This window comes from Streptomyces sp. NPDC000410, assembly GCF_040300305.1.
Lineage (GTDB): Bacteria > Actinomycetota > Actinomycetes > Streptomycetales > Streptomycetaceae > Streptomyces.
In genome coordinates, this window is record NZ_JBEPDM010000018.1 from 49,056 (window position 1) to 62,855 (window position 13,800).

General features: G+C 72.4%; 14 protein-coding genes. 8 read left to right on the forward strand and 6 right to left on the reverse strand.

Going from position 1 to position 13,800, the window contains the following annotated elements; all coding sequences use genetic code 11:
- Positions 1-34: 34 nt before the first annotated feature.
- The gene (locus ABT342_RS19655; protein ID WP_351575054.1) at positions 35-205 is read right to left on the reverse strand and encodes a hypothetical protein; all 171 of its coding nucleotides are present in this window, start codon (positions 203-205) and stop codon (positions 35-37) included.
- Between the two features lie 303 nt (positions 206-508).
- Positions 509-2,029, reverse strand: a complete 1,521-nt coding sequence (locus tag ABT342_RS19660; RefSeq protein ID WP_351575057.1) for an SDR family NAD(P)-dependent oxidoreductase — start codon at positions 2,027-2,029, stop codon at positions 509-511.
- Positions 2,030-2,265: 236 nt separating this feature from the next.
- On the opposite strand from ABT342_RS19660, the gene ABT342_RS19665 reads away from it, so the two are divergent.
- Together ABT342_RS19665 and ABT342_RS19670 are read left to right on the forward strand one after the other, a co-directional pair.
- Entirely contained in the window at positions 2,266-2,922 is a 657-nt protein-coding gene (locus ABT342_RS19665; protein WP_351575060.1) for a carbonic anhydrase, read from the forward strand.
- Between the two features lie 171 nt (positions 2,923-3,093).
- Positions 3,094-4,050: a DMT family transporter gene (locus ABT342_RS19670; RefSeq protein ID WP_351575063.1), complete on the forward strand. Its 957-nt coding sequence runs from the start codon at positions 3,094-3,096 to the stop codon at positions 4,048-4,050.
- Here the strand turns inward: ABT342_RS19670 and ABT342_RS19675 are convergent.
- Complete coding sequence (locus ABT342_RS19675) at positions 3,931-5,229, reverse strand: peptidoglycan DD-metalloendopeptidase family protein (protein WP_351575066.1); 1,299 nt, start codon at positions 5,227-5,229, stop codon at positions 3,931-3,933. The genes ABT342_RS19670 and ABT342_RS19675 overlap by 120 nt on opposite strands.
- Before the next feature lie 276 nt (positions 5,230-5,505).
- On the opposite strand from ABT342_RS19675, the gene gnd reads away from it, so the two are divergent.
- Positions 5,506-6,948 carry an NADP-dependent phosphogluconate dehydrogenase gene (gnd, locus tag ABT342_RS19680; RefSeq protein ID WP_351575069.1) on the forward strand — a complete coding sequence of 481 codons (1,443 nt, stop codon included), beginning with the start codon at positions 5,506-5,508 and terminating at the stop codon, positions 6,946-6,948.
- Between the two features lie 521 nt (positions 6,949-7,469).
- Here gnd and ABT342_RS19685 read toward each other — a convergent pair.
- A complete protein-coding gene (locus ABT342_RS19685) occupies positions 7,470-7,982 on the reverse strand; it encodes a DoxX family protein (protein ID WP_351575072.1) in 513 nt (170 codons plus the stop codon).
- A 204-nt stretch (positions 7,983-8,186) separates the two neighbouring features.
- On the opposite strand from ABT342_RS19685, the gene ABT342_RS19690 reads away from it, so the two are divergent.
- The 3 genes from ABT342_RS19690 (at position 8,187) to ABT342_RS19700 (ending at position 10,078) form a co-directional block, all read left to right on the forward strand.
- Positions 8,187-8,609 carry a DUF350 domain-containing protein gene (locus ABT342_RS19690; protein WP_351575075.1) on the forward strand — a complete coding sequence of 141 codons (423 nt, stop codon included), beginning with the start codon at positions 8,187-8,189 and terminating at the stop codon, positions 8,607-8,609.
- Between the two features lie 255 nt (positions 8,610-8,864).
- The gene (locus ABT342_RS19695; protein ID WP_351575078.1) at positions 8,865-9,059 is read left to right on the forward strand and encodes a hypothetical protein; all 195 of its coding nucleotides are present in this window, start codon (positions 8,865-8,867) and stop codon (positions 9,057-9,059) included.
- 134 nt (positions 9,060-9,193) lie between these two features.
- On the forward strand, positions 9,194-10,078 hold the full coding sequence (locus tag ABT342_RS19700) for a SigB/SigF/SigG family RNA polymerase sigma factor (protein WP_351575081.1): 885 nt from the start codon (positions 9,194-9,196) through the stop codon (positions 10,076-10,078).
- Positions 10,079-10,127: 49 nt separating this feature from the next.
- Here ABT342_RS19700 and ABT342_RS19705 read toward each other — a convergent pair whose 3' ends face one another.
- Together ABT342_RS19705 and ABT342_RS19710 are read right to left on the reverse strand one after the other, a co-directional pair.
- Positions 10,128-10,451 carry a plasmid stabilization protein gene (locus tag ABT342_RS19705; RefSeq protein WP_351575084.1) on the reverse strand — a complete coding sequence of 108 codons (324 nt, stop codon included), beginning with the start codon at positions 10,449-10,451 and terminating at the stop codon, positions 10,128-10,130.
- Positions 10,452-10,483: 32 nt separating this feature from the next.
- On the reverse strand, positions 10,484-10,909 hold the full coding sequence (locus ABT342_RS19710; protein ID WP_351575087.1) for a CBS domain-containing protein: 426 nt from the start codon (positions 10,907-10,909) through the stop codon (positions 10,484-10,486).
- Between the two features lie 150 nt (positions 10,910-11,059).
- On the opposite strand from ABT342_RS19710, the gene ABT342_RS19715 reads away from it, so the two are divergent.
- Both ABT342_RS19715 and ABT342_RS19720 read left to right on the forward strand, forming a co-directional pair.
- Positions 11,060-11,245 carry a DUF6381 family protein gene (locus tag ABT342_RS19715; RefSeq protein ID WP_351575090.1) on the forward strand — a complete coding sequence of 62 codons (186 nt, stop codon included), beginning with the start codon at positions 11,060-11,062 and terminating at the stop codon, positions 11,243-11,245.
- Between the two features lie 47 nt (positions 11,246-11,292).
- Positions 11,293-13,800: a SpoIIE family protein phosphatase gene (locus ABT342_RS19720; RefSeq protein WP_351575093.1), complete on the forward strand. Its 2,508-nt coding sequence runs from the start codon at positions 11,293-11,295 to the stop codon at positions 13,798-13,800.

Here is a 13,800-nt window from a genome sequence, read left to right on the forward strand (position 1 = left end):
CCGACAGCCCGCCGAGTGGTCGCCCAGTGGACGCTCAGTCGACGCCGGGCAGAATGTGCGGCTCCGCGAGGTCGTCCTCGTATCCGGCAAGCCGGATCGGGGCGGACCTGGCCCAGACTTCGAGGCTGCCGAGCTCATCGGGCCGCCGGGCCCGATCGCCGCGTTCCGCCGGCCGGTCTTCGTTCTTGGTCATTTCGGGTGTCACCGCGCACTCCTTTGTGTCGCGTAACAGGGGGACAAGGGCAGTCCGGTCGCGGTGGCGCCGTTTCTCGGGCGGGATCGCGGCCGCGGTTGTGAGCCTGTCCCAGGGCGGCCGAGGAGGGTTTCGTGGGCCCTTGGCGGCCGTCCGTTCGGTCCAGGGTAACCAAATGAGCGCGTCCGCGCTCGATGGGGTACGTCACATTGGGTGTTTCTGTACAGGAAAACCCGAAGAGGTGACGGCCCATCGGGTACAGGAAACCCCCGGACGGCCCTGCGCGCCCGGGGGTTACGGCCAAACGGGTGAGAGCTACCAGTTCCCCGGGGCGTAGTCCTTGAGGAAGCAGCCGTAGAGGTCCTCGCCCGCCTCGCCGCGCACCACGGGGTCGTAGACGCGGGCGGCGCCGTCGACCAGGTCGAGCGGGGCGTGGAAGCCCTCGTCGGCCAGGCGCAGCTTGTCGAAGTGCGGGCGCTCGTCGGTGATCCAGCCGGTGTCGACGGAGGTCATGAGGATGCCGTCGGTCTGGAACATCTCCTGGGCGCTGGTCCGCGTCACCATGTTCATCGCGGCCTTCGCGGCATTGGTGTTCGGGTGCCCCGCGCCCTTGTAGCCACGGCCGAAGACGCCCTCCATCGCCGAGACGTTGACGACGTAGGCGCGGCCGCTGGACGCCTTCCTCGCAGCCTCGGCCATGATCGGCCGCAACTTGCTGATCAGGATGAACGGTGCCGTGTAGTTGCACAGCTGGGTCTCGAGGAGCTCCACCGGGGAGATCTGCTCGATGCTCTGCACCCAGGTGTTGGTGTCGACGACGTCCGGCACCAGGCCGCCCGCGTCGATGGCGCTGCCGTCGCGGTGCCGCTCGACGCTGGCGTTGCCGGCGACCAGGGCGAGGTCGGCGACCTTCTGCGCGTCCAGGCCGCTGACGCCGACGGGCAGCGCGGCCGACCTTCCGAGATCACCGACCGCGCCGGAGTTGAAGGCGCCGATCACGTGGTGGGCGGGCAGCTCACCGGCGGGCAGCGGAGCGCTCTCGCCCTCGACCAGGGCGGCGTAGGCGGAGGGCAGGCGGCGCACGGTCTGCGTCGCGTTGTTGATGAGGATGTCCAGCGGGCCCTGCTCGGCGACCTGCTCCGCCAGGGCGACCGCCTGCGCGGGGTCGCGCAGGTCGATGCCGACGACCTCCAGGCGGTGCATCCAGTCCGCCGAGTCGTCCATGGCCTTGAAGCGCCGGATGGCGTCCTTGGGGAAACGCGTGGTGATCGTGGTGTGGGCGCCGTCGCGCAGCAGCCGCAGCGCGATGTACATGCCGATCTTGGCGCGGCCGCCGGTGAGCAGGGCGCGCTTGCCGGTCAGGTCGGCGCGGGCGTCGCGCTTGGCGCGGTTCTCGGCGGCGCAGTCCTGGCAGAGCTGGTGGTAGAAGTAGTCGACCTCGACGTACCGCGTCTTGCAGACGTAGCAGGAGCGCGGGCGCTGGAGTATCCCGGCGATCCGGCCGGCCTCCGTGACCGAGGAGGGCAGGATGCCCTCGGTCTCGTCGTCGATGCGCTGCGCGGAGCCGGTGGCGGTGGCTTCGGTGACGGCCTTGTCGTTGGCGGTCTTGGCGGCGCGGCGCTCCTGGCGGCGGCGCTGCTTCACGGTCCGGTAGATCCCGGCGGTGGCCCGGCGGACCGTGATCGCGTCGGGGTGGTCGACCTCGAGCGCGTCGAGCTCTTCGAGAACGCTCAGGCAGACGGCCATACGCTCGGGGTCGATGCCCGGCCCGTACTCCTGGTCCGGTTCCTGGCCCGGCCCGCACTGCTGGCCGGGGCCGTCCTGTGTCACCGTCATCGCCGCTGCCGTTCCCTGTGTCCTGAGTCCCGCGTGCCCTGAGTCCCGCGTGAAGTTTCCAAAAGCGGAACTTTACGTCAGCCACGGGCACTCACCCAAATGGCTACGCTGCGTCGCGAAAGCGCTTCGCTTCGATCAAAATCTGGTATCGCATCGATCAAATCCGATACATGTCATGGTCCGGTCGACATCACCTGGGCCATGTGAATCTTCGAAACCGCCGAGCAGTACTCGGCATGACGGCCGCGGCGATGACCGTGGCACTGCCCTCCGCCCGCGCTGCGACTCCCGCCACCCCCCACGTTTCGCCGGGCGCCCGCCCCGCGACCGCCGACGAGGCGCTGGCCCGGTTACGGGCCGGCAACGCCCGGTGGGCGGCACGCGTGCAGCGGCATCCGCACGAGGACGCCGCCCGGCGGCGCGACGTCGCCGTGTCCCAGCACCCCTTCGCCGTCGTCCTCGGCTGCATCGACTCGCGCGTGCCGCCCGAGCTGGTCTTCGACCAGGGGCTCGGGGACCTGCTGGTCATACGGTCCGCGGGGCAGGCCCTCGACGAGGCCGTGCTCGGCAGCATCCAGTACGGCGTCGAGGAGCTCCACATACCCCTGATACTCGTCCTCGGCCACGAGCGGTGCGGGGCCGTGTCCGCCGCGGTGGAGCACGTGAGGACCGGCGAGTCCCCGACCGGCCATCTCGCCAGGGTCGTGAACGACATCGCCCCCTCCGCGCGCGAGACCCAGGGCCGCCCCGGCGACTGGGTGGAGAACACCGTGCGGGCGAACGTGGCGCGGGTACGCCGGACACTCGCCGCCGACCATGCCTTCGAAGGCGCCGCGGTCGCTGGGGCGCGCTTCGACCTGGACACCGGCAAGGTCCGGTTCGCCTCTTTCTGACCGGCACTTCGGTGCCGGTTCCGGCGCACGCCCCGGCGCACGCTGCGGGTCCCCTACGGGGGTCGCACACCTCACGTCGTACGCCGTGCTCCGTCTACTCCGTCGGCAGTATGACCAAGTAACTGCTCAAGGACGACGACTCGGGGCGGTGCGAGGGAGATCGTTGAGCCCATGAGCTCCCTCGCACTGTCCGTGCTTCTGTCGCTGGTCTCGGCCGTCGCCTACGCGGCCGCGGCGATCGTGCAGGAGCGCGTGGCCGACACCGCGCCCGGCAGGGCGTACGCGCCGCTGCGCAGTGCCGGATGGTGGACGGGCCTCGTGCTCAACGGGCTGGGCGGACTGCTGCACGTCGGGGCGCTGGCGTACGGCCCGCTGAGCCTGGTGCAGCCGCTCGGCGCGCTGACCATGGTCTTCGCCCTGCCGATGGCGGCGGTGTTCGTGCGGCGCAGGGCGGGGGCGGCCGCCTGGCGGGGCGCGGTGATGGCGACGGTGGGCCTGGCCGGGCTGCTGGCCCTGACCGGGAGCACGGAGTCCCGAGCCCCGGCCGGGGAGGAACGGCTGGTGCTGGCCGCGGCGGCGTTCGGCGCGAGCGCCGCGCTGTTCCTCGTTGCCCACCGGGTGCGGCGGCCCGTGGTGCGCGGTGTGGTGCTCGCGGGTGCGGCGGGGGTGGCCTTCGGGGTGGCCTCGGTGTTCACGAAGACCGTCGCCGTGCAGTGGTCCGACGGCTCGGTGGCGGGCCTGCTGCCCAGTCTGCTGGTGATAGCGGGACTGGCGACGCTGGGGCTGCTGCTGTCCCAGGCCTCGTACCGGGGCGCGGGGCTCGCCGCACCGCTGGCCACCGTGACGGTGGTCAATCCGGTCGTCGCGGCGGCCGTGGGGGTCGCGCTCTTCGGGGAGCGCTTCCGCTACGGCCTCACGGGCACGGTCGTCGCCCTCGCCTGCGCGGCCGTCGCCGCCGCCGGGCTGGTGCTGCTGACGATGGAGCGGACGCCGGCGGGCGGGAGCGGTTCAGATCCTGACACCGCCCGACCGGAGATAGGCGAGCGGATCGATGTCGGAGCCGTACCCAGGCCCCGTGCGCACCTCGAAGTGGAGGTGCGGACCGGTGCTGTTGCCGGTCGATCCTGAACGGGCGATCCGCTGGCCGCTGTTCACCTGCTGCCCCTCGCGGACCGTGAGCGCCGAGAGGTGGGCGTACTGGCTGTACCTGCCGTCCGTGTGCCGGATGACGATCTGGTAGCCGTACGCGCCCGCCCAGCCGGCCGAGACGACCCGGCCGGAGGCAACGGCCTTCACCGAGGTGCCGGTGGGCACCGCGAAGTCGACGCCCGTGTGGTAGCCGCTGGACCAGGACGATCCCGCCTCGCGGTAGGGGGTGCCGGGGCTCGCGGACACGGGTGCGCTGAAGGTTGCGCGGGCGGCGGGGCGCTCGGTGCGGGCCGTGCGCTCGGTGCGCTCGGTGCGCGCCTTCTGGCGCGGCTGCGCCGTGGGCTTCGGGGCGCGGGATACGGGCGGCCGGGACGGCTGAGACGTGGGCGGCCGGGTGCTCGGGGCCTCGGACCTCGGGGGCTGGGACTTCGAGGGCTGGGACTTCGGGGGGCTCTGGGGCCGCGCCGAACCCTTCGGCGGGGTCGCGGGCGCGGGCCGCTTCGGCGCCGAGACCCGCAGGAGCAGCTTCTGGCCGGGGTGGATGAGATCGGGGTCGTCGCCGACGACCTCGCGGTTGGCCTCGTACAGGGCCCGCCAGCCGCCCTTGACGCGCTCGGCGGCCGCGATGCCGGAGAGGGAGTCGCCGCTCGCGATCGTGTAGCTCTCGCGGCGCTGGTTGGGGACCGTCGTGGGGGTCGCCGCCTGCTGGGTGCGCGCGGCCGGTGCGGCCTTGGTCCCTCGCTGCGGGTGCCCCTGCGGTGAGATGTCGGGAGCTTCGCCGCCCCGGGTCAGTCCGGCGCGGACCGAGCAATCCGGCCAGGCGCGCGGGCCCTGCCCCTTGAGGACCTTCTCGGCGACGGCGATCTGCTGGTCCCTGTCGGCGAGATCGGCACGCGGGGCGTAGGCCGTTCCGCCGTATTCCTCCCACGTGGACTGGCTGAACTGTAACCCGCCGAAATAACCGTTTCCGGTGTTGATCTGCCAGTTCCCGGTGGACTCGCAGGCCGCGACCTTTTCCCAGACGTCGACGGACGCCGCGTTCGCCGTGCCCGCGCCCATCAGCGGCAGGGCCATGCCCGCACCGCCCGCCGTGACGGTGAGCGAGGCCCGGTTGATCCGGCTGGGCTGGTAGCGACGGTGACGTCCGCGAACGGTCATAGGTCCCCCCTGGAACACATCAGCAGCCGCAAAGCTAGACGCTCGGAACAGGCCATGACAAGGGGCTCGGACGGGGCTGGACAGGGCGCCAAGTGGCGTAAAGATGAGGCCATTTGGCGGAACCCGGGAATCCTGCGCCGCGCGGGCGACTTCGCTCTCCATGAACGCCCCCCATCCCCCGTCCGTATTGATACTGGCCATGCGGAGGGGCACTGCCGACGACTCGACGAGCACGACGAACACCACCACCGACACAAGGACTCCTGGAGCACACGCATGAGTGGTACCGCCCAGATCGGCGTCACCGGGCTCGCGGTCATGGGCCGCAATCTCGCCCGCAATTTCGCGCGCAACGGCTTCACCGTCGCCGTGCACAACCGGACCACCGCGAGGACGCGCGAATTGGTCGAGGCGTTCGGTGACGAGGGCTCCTTCGTGCCGGCCGAGAGCCCGGAGGAGTTCGTCGCGGCCCTTGAGCGGCCACGACGGCTCGTCATCATGGTCAAGGCGGGCGACCCGACGGACGCCGTGATCGAGGAGTTCGCCCCGCTGCTCGAGCCCGGTGACGTCATCATCGACGGCGGCAACGCGCACTTCGCCGACACCCGGCGGCGCGAGCGCGAACTGCGCGCACGCGGGATCCACTTCGTGGGTGTGGGCATCTCGGGCGGTGAGGAGGGCGCGCTGCACGGGCCCAGCATCATGCCGGGCGGATCCGAGGAGTCGTACGCCTCGCTCGGCCCGCTCCTGGAGAAGATCGCCGCGAAGGCCGAGGACGGCACCCCCTGCACCGCGCACATCGGCCCCGACGGTGCGGGTCACTTCGTGAAGATGGTGCACAACGGCATCGAGTACGCGGACATGCAGCTGATCGCCGAGGCGTACCACCTGTTGCGCGAGGTGGCGGGCTACTCCCCCGCGCGGATCGCCGAGACCTTCCGCGGCTGGAACACGGGTCGGCTCGACTCGTATCTGATCGAGATCACGGCGGAGGTGCTGGCGCATACGGACGCCGCGACCGGGAAGCCGTTCGTCGACATCGTCGCGGACCGGGCCGAGCAGAAGGGAACCGGACGCTGGACCGTCCAGATCGCGCTGGACCTCGGCATCCCGGTCTCCGGCATCGCGGAGGCCGTGTTCGCCCGCTCGCTCTCCGGGCACGCCGAGCTGCGGGAGGCCTCACGCGGCCTTCCCGGGCCGGTGCCGCAGGCACTCGGCGAGGAGGCCGCGGCGCGCTTCGCCGAGCAGGTCGAGCAGGCCCTGTACGCGTCGAAGATCGTGTCGTACACGCAGGGCTTCCACCAGATCCGGGCCGGCAGCGACGCCTACGACTGGGGCATCGACCTGGGCGCGGTCGCCTCGATCTGGCGGGCGGGCTGCATCATCCGGGCGGCGTTCCTGGACCGGATCCGCGGGGCGTACGACGCGCAGCGGGATCTGCCGAGCCTGCTGTCCGACAAGCAGTTCGCCGACGAGATCGGCGCCGCCCAGGACGACTGGCGCGCGGTGGTCGCGGAGGCCGCGCGCCAGGGCGTCCCGACGCCCGGCTTCTCGGCGGCGCTCGCATACTACGACGCGCTGCGGGCGAGGCGGCTGCCGGCGGCGTTGACGCAGGGGCAGCGCGACTACTTCGGCGCGCACACGTATCGGCGGACGGATCGTGACGGGTCGTTCCACACGCTGTGGGGCGGGGACCGGTCGGAGATGCGCAGCGAGTAGCCGCGCGTGCGGCGGGCTTCTTTCCCCGCCCCGCCCCTTCCCGCAACTGGGGCTCTGCCCCAGCCCCCGTTTTGCGGGGGCTCCGCCCCGAACCCCCGCCGGGGCTCCGCCCCGGACCGCGCTCCTCAAACGCCGGAGGGGCTGGGAAACCCAGCCCGTCTGAGGGTCCCCCCACGCCCGCAGGGCGAAGGGGGAGTCAAGCCCGCCGCAGGCGCGCCCCCTCAGCCCGGTGGAGGGGAAGGCTCCGGCTCCGGGACCGGGGCTGGGCCCGGGGGGCTGGGGATGGGCTCCGGCGGAGGGCCGGGGGGCGGTTCCGGCGGGGGGACCGGACCGGGGGCAGGGCCCGGGTGCGGGCCGAGAGGGTCCGGGGGCGGGATGGGCGGTGGCGGAGGTGGCTGCGGTTGCGTCATACGAGGCTCCCGGGGTCGATGGGGCCCTACGGCTCCAGGTTCTCGCCATGCGCCTGCCCCCGCGCGCCGGGTCCAGTCACGCCCGGCGACGCACCCTGGCGAGCTGTACGGCTACTCCTCTTCCTGCTCGGCGGCGCGCTTGTTGAGCACCACGGCCGCGGCCAGCGCACTGCCGACGAAGGCGACCGCGACGGTCCACGCCTGGTCGAGGCGGTGGCCGGTGGCATGGTCGAGGGAGTAGCGGCCCGCACCGGTGAGACCGAGGGCCGCCGCGGTGAAGCCGAGGAACGCGGGGTATTCGTAGCCCCCGGCCTGGGCGAAGAAACCTGCGGGGTAGTGCACGGAGACCGCTCCCGCCATGGCACCGGCGGCCGCCGCCCCGGCCGCCGGAGTGGCCAGTCCGAGGGCGAGCAGCGCTCCCCCGCCCGCCTCGCCGAGCCCGGCGGCGACGGCCGCGTGCTTCCCGGGGCGGAACCCCATGGCCTCCATCGCCCTGGAGGTGCCTTCGAGCCCGCTGCCCCCGAACCAGCCGAACAGTTTCTGTGTGCCATGGGCGGCGAGTACCGCTCCGGTCCCCACGCGCAGGGCGAGCAGGCCGAGATCGCGCCGGTTGAGGCAAGTCATGGGTTCTCCCGATGGTGGGGGGTGACCGGTACGCCTCCCACTCTCCGCGCCGGGCGGAGCCCTGCCGCAGCGTTGCTGGGCCGCCCGGGTGACCGGGTCCGCGGGGGCCCACGAGGAACGCCCCAGGGGATGCGCGGGGGGCGTGCGATACATTTTGCGGCGCCTTGACCACGATCATTTTTCGACACGGAGACTGGCTTCCCAATGAGCGACATAGTCAATGGACTTGGCCGGGCCACCGCCTACGGTGCCCTCGGCGTGGTCCTGCTGATCCTCGGCATCGTCCTCGTGGACATGCTGACGCCCGGCAAGCTGGGCCGGCAGATCTGGGAGGAGCGCAACCGCAACGCGGCGATCCTGCTGAGCTCGGCCCTCCTCGGGATCGGCGGCATCGTCTTCACCTCGATCTGGACGACGTACACCGACTTCACCAAGGGTCTCGTGTCGACGGCCGCCTTCGGTGTGCTGGGGCTGGTGCTGATGGCCGTGGCGTTCCTGGTCGTGGACCTGGTCACGCCGGGGCGGCTGGGAGCGACGCTGGTCGAACCGGAGCCGCATCCGGCGGTGTGGGTGACGGCCTCCTGCAACATCGCGGTGGCCGCGATCGTCTCGGCGTCGATCGCCTGACCGCCGGTCGCGCACGCCGGACCGGACCTCCTCCGGCCGACACGGGCCGGGGCGCCGCGCACGCGGCGTCCCGGCCCGTCGCCGTCTTCGGCCCCTACTGACTTTCCGGCCGCTCACCGCGGCCCGTTCAGCACGAACCGTTCGCCACGGCCTGTTCACCCCGGCCCGTTCACCCGTCCGGGCTGCATGACCGGCGATACGGCGTGATGCTTGTAGGCAAGTCCCTCGACAACGGGATTCGCCCGGAGGCACAACATGACGCAAGACAAGAGCGAAGAACCGAAGAGCACGCGTGGGCCGATGCGCGTCTACACCGGATCGGAGCGCCCCTTCGACCCTGAGGATCTGGTGATGGCGTCCGGCCGTGAGCCCACACCCGCGAATGTGGAACGTGCCCGGAAGCTGATCGAGGAGAAGGGCGCCGCAGCACTGGAGATCTACCTGCCCTGACCACGCGCGGGAAGCACCAAGAGCTTCAAAAGCGGACAGACGGGTATCAAACGGGTGAAGCTCGACCGACGGTCCCGCCGGATCCACCGGCGCAGGCCCTGCCCCGTCAAGAGAGCCGCAGGAGCGTCATCCTCATGCCCAGCTTCCCGCTCACCCGTGATCCCACCGTCCGTGCCGTATGCGCCGCCCGGCCGGGGCGGCCTGCGGCACTGGACGGTCTTCCCGACCTCCCCGACCCGCGGACCGTCAGCACCGCGGACGCCCGCGCGCTGTCGGACTGCCTGTTCCGGCGGCTGCGCACGCTGGAGGAGGGGACGGCGGAGTATTCGTACGTCCGCAACACACTGGTGGAGCTCAATCTGAGCCTGGTGAAGTTCGCGGCGTCCCGCTTCCGCGGTCGCAGCGAACCCATGGAGGACATCGTCCAGGTCGGCACCGTCGGCCTGATCAAGGCGATCAACCGCTTCGACGTCACGCGCGAGGTGGAGTTCACCACCTTCGCGCTGCCCACCATCGTCGGCGAGATCAAGCGCTTCTTCCGGGACACCAGCTGGGCGGTCCGCGTACCCAGGCGCCTCCAGGAACTCCGGCTGGATCTGGCCAAGGCGTACGACGGCCTCGAGCAGGACCTCGGACGCCCTCCCACCACCGCCGAGCTGGCGGACCGGCTCGGGGTCACCGAGGCCGAGGCCGTGGAGGGGCAGCGAGCGGCCAACGGCTATGTCGCACGGTCCATCGAGCCGCTGGAGACCGCCGAGACACTCGGTACCCCGGGAGCGCTCGAACGGGCGCTGGGCGCGGAGGATCCGGCACTGGACGTCGTGGAGTGCCTGGAGTCGCTCAAGCCGATGATCGCGGAACTGCCGGAACGCGAGCGGGTCATCCTGTCGCTGCGGTTCGGCGCGGAACTGACGCAGTCGGAGATCGGGGCGCGACTCGGCATCTCGCAGATGCATGTGTCCCGGCTGCTGGCCGGGGTGCTGCGGCGGCTGCGGGAGGGGCTGCTCGCGGACGCGTAGCGCGCACCGCGAGCAGCCCAGCGGGAGGTATTCAGCTGCATTCAGCCGTTCAGTGGCCGAGTGCGCGCGCCAGCTCGCTCTTGTTCATCTTCGAACGGCCTTCGATGTTGCGACTCTTGGCCTCTTCGTAGAGCTGGTCGTACGTCGGACCCTGCGCACCCTTATGGGAGCGCAGGCCGCCACGCCGGCCGGAGGAGATGTCCTCGGTCGAGGTGCGGCTCGCGGTCTTGGACTCACCGTGGCGGGCGCGCTCTTTGTTGACCGTACGCGCGGCGATCTCCTCCGCGCGGTCCCGGCTCTCGCCGCGCTCCAGCGCGCTCTCCTTGATGTGTTCGTACTGGCGTTCACGCTTGGGACTGGAACCTCGGGGCATGGCCCCTCCCTCCTCTCGTATCTGCGGGCACGCTAGGCGCCGCTGTTCGGCGGGGCCGCACTGATGCCGGCCAGGGCGGACTGCGGATCGCGGGCCTTCGCCAGGTCGCCGAGGGTGATGACGCCCACGGGCCGCCCGCCCTCGAGCACCGCGAGCCGCCGTACACCGTGCTCCCGCATCAGTCGCACCGCGGTCGCCGCTTCGTCGTCCGCGCGGACGGTGAGCACATCGGGCGTGCACACGGAACGGACCGGCATCAGCTGCGGGTCGTAGCCCATGGCCACCGACCGTACCGCGATGTCACGGTCCGTCAGCACACCGAGAAGTCGCCCGTGATAGGCGACCATCACATCCCCGATGTCCTTGTCGCGCATGATCCGAGCGGCTTCCACGAGCGTGGCCTCCGGAGGCAACGCCTCGACACCCTTGGTCATGACGTCCCTCACCAGCTGCGTCATGGCTGTCACTCCCTTCGCCGACGTACATCGCCTGCCCCGGCGGAGCCGGGTTATCCGGGTTGCCCGGGAAAGCCCGGGCGCTTCGCCGCCCGTCACATGGAGTGACGGGAGGACATGCGCGGGTGACCCCGGCGTGCTTGCCTGAGAGCCATGACGACAGCAGGCGAACCGGTTCGGACGCCGGAAGAGCTCCGTGCGATGGCCGAGGAGCTCATCCGCGGTGCGGATCGGTGCGACGACCCCGAGCACCGGCTGCGCCTTCGCCGCAAAGCGGAGGCCCTGCGCCTGCGGTACGAGCACGGCCCGTCGCGGGGCCCGCAGCGCCCCGCAGGGTGAGGGGCGGTACGTCCCGGTAGAATCCGGTTCGTCACGCTGGAGACGACATGATCTTGCCCGATCACGAGCGGGACGGACCGGAGCCGGGCACGGAACCGGACGAGGACCAGGACCGGCAGCGGACCCGGGAAGGGGACCGGGCCCCCGGCCGCGACCAGGTCCGGGCTACAGGCCAGGACCAGAGTCCGGGCGCCGACCGGGACCGGGGCCCGAGCCAGGGTCAGGACCGGGACCGGGGCCCGAGCCAGGGTCAGGACCCGAGCCACGACCAGGGCCCGGACCGAGGTCAGGACCGGGACCAGCTGGCCGGCGCGGTTATCCGGCTCACCGCCGAACTCGCCGAGTTGCGGCGCGATGTCGCGCGCCGCCATCTGCTCGACCTGGCGTCGGGCGTCCTGGTCGCGCAGCGCTCCCTCGCGCCCGCCGACGCCGTGGACCACCTCACGCTGCTGGCCGCGACGATGGACGTCGCCCCCGAGGACCTCGCCGCCGACATCGTCAACGCCGCATCGGGCACGGGGCCGGCGCCTGCCGTGGTGGATGCCGAGGCGGATCCCGTTCCGGAGGCCCTGCTCACCGAGGCCCGGCGGACACGCCGCGCGGAGGCGGCGGCGGAGGCGGAGGCCGAGACCGGCGGGACGATCGCCGACGTCGCACGGACCCTGCTGGACGGCGGGCTGAGCCCGCTCGGCGTCCGTGGCCTGTGGCTGTTCCGGCGTACGCAGACCGACTGCCTGGAACTGGCCGGGCACGCCGGCGTGAGCCCGCTGGAGGCCTCGCACTGGCGCTGGGTGCCCCCGGTGGCGGGCAGCACGCTGCACCGGGTGCTCGCGGAGGCCGCCCCGGCGTGGCTGCCGACCGGAGCGCCCGAGGGGGAACGGCTGCCGGGTGCCGCCCCGGGCGCGGCCCGCGCCGTACTGCCGCTGCGTCGGCGCGGCACGGTGACGGGGCTCGCCCTCGCCGACTGGCCGGGTCCCAGAGCACTGGACGAACCGGTGCGGCGTGCGCTCACCGCGCTGGCGCTCCCGGCCGCGCGGATCCTGGACGCGGGCGCCGCCGCCGACCCGGCGGAGCCCGGGATGCTCGCGCCGCTGCTCGACCTGCTGACGCATCCGGCGATGGCCCTGCGCGCCGAGCCGGAGACCGGCGCGTTCCACGTCGAGCATCTGAACGCGGCGGCGCTGGACTCGGCGCATCTGCTGCACGGGCCGGCGGGACGCCCGCTGGCCCAGGTGTTCCCGGCCCTTCACGAGGATCTCGTGCGCCTCGCCCGGGACGCGCGGGAGTCGGCGGCGCCGCGGCGGGTGGCCCGGCTGCCCGCCGAGCACCGGGCCGGTGACCCCGACCCGCTGCACGACGTGCGGGTGCTGCCCGTCGGCCCCGGCCGGATCGTCGTGTTCTGGCACGGCTCCACCCACCCGGGAATGTCGCTCGGGCGGGTGCTCGGACGGCTGGAGAATCTGGCCACGTTCGAGGACGACCTGATCACCGGCACGTCCCGGTGGAGCGAGCAGGCGTTCCGTATCTTCGGTCTCGATCCGGGCAGTGAGCCCGTGCCGCTGCGCCGCCTGGCGCGGCGGCTGCACCGCGACGAGGCCGGGAAACTGAACGATCTGCTGACGGAGCTGACCGAGCGCCATCAGGGCGCCCATACGGTCGTCCGCGCGATCCGGGAGGAGGACGGCGGGCTGCGCCACGTCCGGATCTCCGCCGAGCCGCTGCTGACGGGGGGCGTCCCGAGCGGGATCACCGGGGTGTTCCAGGACGTCTCGGCGCAGCACCACACCGAGACCGCGCTCACCGCGACCTTCGACCGGCTGACGGCCGCGCAGCGGCAGGCCGCGCTGGGCCACCAGCTGGCCATCCAGCTCCAGCAGGCGAGCGTCCCCGAGGTGCCGGTGCTGCGGCGGCTGTCCGGCCTTCAGGTCGCGGCCCGCTACCGTCCCGCGGCCGAGGAGTACCGGGTCGGCGGCGACTGGTACGACGTGCTGCCGCTGCCGAACGGCCGGGTGCTGGTCGCGGTCGGCGATATCGCGGGGCACGGCATCGACGCGGCGACGGGCATGGTCGCGCTGCGCAACGCGCTGCGCGGGCTGGCGTTCACCGGCCACTCCCCCGCCCGCCTGATGGCCTGGCTGAACGCGGTCACCCTGGACACGCACGGCCATCCGACGGCCACCGCCGTGTGCGCCCTGTTCGACCCCGCGGACCGGACACTGCGCTGGGCGAGCGCGGGACACCTGCCGCTGCTGCTGCTCCGGGACGGGCGGGCCCGCCTCCTCGACGCGCCGGGGAACATCCTGCTGGGCGCGGTGCCGGGGGCCGAGTACGAGGAGACGCTGACGCCGCTCGCGCCCGGGGACACGCTGATGTTCTATACGGACGGACTGGTCGAGCGCCGCCACACCGGGCTCGACGAGAGTCTGACGAACCTGCGCCGCGCGGCCGAACGGCTCGGGCGGGGCGGCCTGGACGAACGTGCGGACCGGCTGCTGGGGTCCGTCGCCGGCGACACCGACGACGACACGAGCCTGGTGATCCTCGGCGTGTCGTGA

Excerpts from the sequence above, each read along its gene's own strand:
- ABT342_RS19660 (WP_351575057.1), bottom strand. The coding sequence starts at position 2,029 with ATGACGGTGACACAGGACGGCCCCGGCCAGCAGTGCGGGCCGGGCCAG.
- ABT342_RS19665 (WP_351575060.1), top strand. The coding sequence starts at position 2,266 with ATGACGGCCGCGGCGATGACCGTGGCACTGCCCTCCGCCCGCGCTGCG.
- ABT342_RS19670 (WP_351575063.1), top strand. The coding sequence starts at position 3,094 with ATGAGCTCCCTCGCACTGTCCGTGCTTCTGTCGCTGGTCTCGGCCGTC.
- ABT342_RS19675 (WP_351575066.1), bottom strand. The coding sequence starts at position 5,229 with ATGACCGTTCGCGGACGTCACCGTCGCTACCAGCCCAGCCGGATCAAC.
- gnd (WP_351575069.1), top strand. The coding sequence starts at position 5,506 with ATGAGTGGTACCGCCCAGATCGGCGTCACCGGGCTCGCGGTCATGGGC.
- ABT342_RS19685 (WP_351575072.1), bottom strand. The coding sequence starts at position 7,982 with ATGACTTGCCTCAACCGGCGCGATCTCGGCCTGCTCGCCCTGCGCGTG.
- ABT342_RS19690 (WP_351575075.1), top strand. The coding sequence starts at position 8,187 with ATGAGCGACATAGTCAATGGACTTGGCCGGGCCACCGCCTACGGTGCC.
- ABT342_RS19695 (WP_351575078.1), top strand. The coding sequence starts at position 8,865 with ATGACGCAAGACAAGAGCGAAGAACCGAAGAGCACGCGTGGGCCGATG.
- ABT342_RS19700 (WP_351575081.1), top strand. The coding sequence starts at position 9,194 with ATGCCCAGCTTCCCGCTCACCCGTGATCCCACCGTCCGTGCCGTATGC.
- ABT342_RS19705 (WP_351575084.1), bottom strand. The coding sequence starts at position 10,451 with ATGCCCCGAGGTTCCAGTCCCAAGCGTGAACGCCAGTACGAACACATC.
- ABT342_RS19710 (WP_351575087.1), bottom strand. The coding sequence starts at position 10,909 with ATGACGCAGCTGGTGAGGGACGTCATGACCAAGGGTGTCGAGGCGTTG.
- ABT342_RS19715 (WP_351575090.1), top strand. The coding sequence starts at position 11,060 with ATGACGACAGCAGGCGAACCGGTTCGGACGCCGGAAGAGCTCCGTGCG.
- ABT342_RS19720 (WP_351575093.1), top strand. The coding sequence starts at position 11,293 with ATGATCTTGCCCGATCACGAGCGGGACGGACCGGAGCCGGGCACGGAA.